Consider the following 2,401-nt stretch of genomic DNA (forward strand, 5'->3'; position numbering starts at 1 on the left):
ATGCCGTTGCCGAGGACTACGCCTCCCGCTTCCTGGCGCATCTCCGCCAGCAAAGCGCCCTGTTGGCGGCGGGTTGACCCCCATTTCATGCAACCCAATCGCACTCCAAGGAGTCAAAACCATGAGCAATCAATCGTCCAAGAGCGCGCTGATCCTGATCGAGTACGTCAACGATTGGTTGGCGCCGACCGGCGGCATCAACGGGCAGTTCCAAGACCGCGAGCAGTTCGACAAGGCCGTCGCCAACTCGAAGATCGCGCTCGCAGCGGCCCGCCAGAGAGGCATGGAGGTCATTCATGCGTCGCTCAAGTTCGAGCCGCACTTCAAGGTGCTGGGCGAAGGGAAATACGGTCTGCGCAAGATGATGCGCGACTACGGCTCGTTCCTCGGTGCGCAGGCCGACTTCTTTCCCGGCTTCGAGCCCCAGGACGGCGAGTACGTGATCCGCGAGCGAACGGGCGGCAGCAGCGTGTTTGCTTCGACCACACTGGACAGCTACCTTCGCAACAACCGCATCTTCGACATCTACCTCGCAGGCTTTGCGCTGAGGCAGTGCGTTGAATCTTCGATGCGAAACGCGCATGACCTGGGCTACCACACCAACGTCATCTACGACGCGTCGGCGGCATTTACTCGTGAGCAGCAGACGGCGTTCCTCTCCGAGATTGCGCCCTTCTACGCCAACGCGATCACCACTCAGGGCTTTGTCGCTCAGGCCTGAGCATGAAAGATGCTGGCTGGCGGAAGCTCTGTCCGGTATCCGGTAGTAGCGGTGAACCGGCCACGTGCCGGGAAGGCCATCGAATGACCGGTGATGGCCGATGCCGACGTTCCACGAGTTGGGCACGGCCGACTGACATCAGCCTTCTGCCGTAGCTCACGGTCGCGAGCTGAGCGGCAGCATCGGGTCGGCATGAGCCAGTCGCGTCGCACAGAAGCGGTCGTTCAAGTCGGCATGCGGCGGACGCCACAGTCGAGCGGCCGGTTCCGAGGATGAAGGCGCCCGTCGGGACAGTGGAGTCCTGTGACTGCTATGGGGAGCAGCTGCCCCTCAGGCCTTAGACCACGAACGACTCAGATCAGCCTGAAGCCGCAGTTCTCCACAGCCCAACAGACGGCCGGGCGACCTTACGTCGTGCCGCCGCCGTCAGATCGCGCGGCGGAACACTCGGTTGCCGTAACTCCGACCTTCGATCACGTGGACCGTCTCGCCGATGTCGGCGTAGCCGCGCGCGGCGTAGAAGTCGCGTGCGCGTTGATTGCCGTCCCACGCTGTCAACCACAGCGCGGGCAAACCCGTGGACCTGGCGACGTCCTCCGCCGCGGCCAGCAGACGCTGTCCCACCTTCACACGCTGGAAGGCCGGCTGCACGTACAGACGGACCAGCTCGGCGCGCGCTCGTGGTGCCGGGGCATGGCGTAGCGAAGGCATCGACCTCCGCGAATCCGATGAGCGCCGTATCGATCTCCGCAAGCACGAAATGACAGCCCGGGCGATTGATCCGCTCCTGAAAGGCTTCGGACGAGTATTCGCGGAAGACCTCACGGGCGAGATCGGGGCGAATGCCTTGCGTCGCGTACGTGTCGAGAAAGACCTGAATGGCCAGCGCTGCAATGGTCGTGGCGTCTTCCAGCGTCCCTGGCCGCAGGTGGGGCAGTTGGTGCATGCGCGGGAATATAAGGGCGCTCCGACCGACTTGCTGCGGTCACGGCAACGAGGGAAGTCTGCTCAAGGTTGGGGAGCGGACGTGCCAAATGTCTTGAAGCGCAGCTCGTGCTGAAATGCAAACCAGCCGACGCTTGAGAGTCAAGAATGTCGAGGTCGATCGCTTCGGCTGCGATCCGTCGTACCGTTTTTCTCCTTTGTATGCCTCGTTCCCTACAGGTCACCGACACCACCGTCGTTATCCGCCCCGCGACGACGACGATGTGGTTGTGGTTGTTCGTGTTCGCGACCGGCTTGAGCTGGATGTTCTGGAAGTTCACGTTCTACGACACCAGTCCGAAGGCGCTCTTGCTCCTGTTGTTTCCTTTGATGATGTTGTTCGCAGTGCTTGTGAACTTCGTCCAGGCGCGCGCATTCGTCACGACCATCGATCGGGCTCGCAATCTCGTATTGATCGAGCGTCTGCCACGATTCGGTCTCTCGGCGAAGCAGCAGAAATTTGTGCTGTCCGACTTCGCTGCCGTCGAGTCGCATTCGGTTGCGGTCGGTCGCTCGCTGGTGTGCCGGGTGTCCCTGGTCACGCCCGGATTGCGATCGCTGGCGCTGCTGAATGGCAGCGGCGGCTACGGCGCCAAGTCGTTCTGGCACGCGCCGATGCCCGCTGAAACGGAAGAAGCAGCATCTGTACGAGTCGCCGTGGCGAAGGTCTCGGGACTAGCGGACATGGGGTATCGA

Annotated in this window: 3 protein-coding genes; 2 read left to right on the plus strand and 1 reads right to left on the minus strand. The window is 62.3% G+C overall.

The features are described 5' to 3' along the window. Positions 1-121: 121 nt before the first annotated feature. Complete coding sequence (locus FUT87_RS28100) at positions 122-721, plus strand: isochorismatase family cysteine hydrolase (RefSeq protein ID WP_091733584.1); 600 nt, start codon at positions 122-124, stop codon at positions 719-721. A 426-nt stretch (positions 722-1,147) separates the two neighbouring features. On the opposite strand, the gene FUT87_RS28105 is transcribed toward FUT87_RS28100, so the two are convergent. Continuing rightward, positions 1,148-1,432 (minus strand): N-acetyltransferase, encoded by a 285-nt coding sequence (locus FUT87_RS28105; protein WP_147243080.1) that lies wholly within the window; start codon positions 1,430-1,432, stop codon positions 1,148-1,150. A gap of 381 nt (positions 1,433-1,813) precedes the next feature. Between FUT87_RS28105 and FUT87_RS28110 the strand changes: the two genes are divergently transcribed. Beyond that, a partial coding sequence (locus tag FUT87_RS28110; protein ID WP_147243081.1) for a hypothetical protein occupies positions 1,814-2,401 on the plus strand: 588 nt, incomplete at its 3' end.

Source organism: Mitsuaria sp. TWR114 (assembly GCF_007997345.1).

Coding starts and splice junctions, on each gene's coding strand:
- FUT87_RS28100 (WP_091733584.1), top strand. CDS start 122: ATGAGCAATCAATCGTCCAAGAGCGCGCTGATCCTGATCGAGTACGTC.
- FUT87_RS28105 (WP_147243080.1), bottom strand. CDS start 1,432: ATGCCTTCGCTACGCCATGCCCCGGCACCACGAGCGCGCGCCGAGCTG.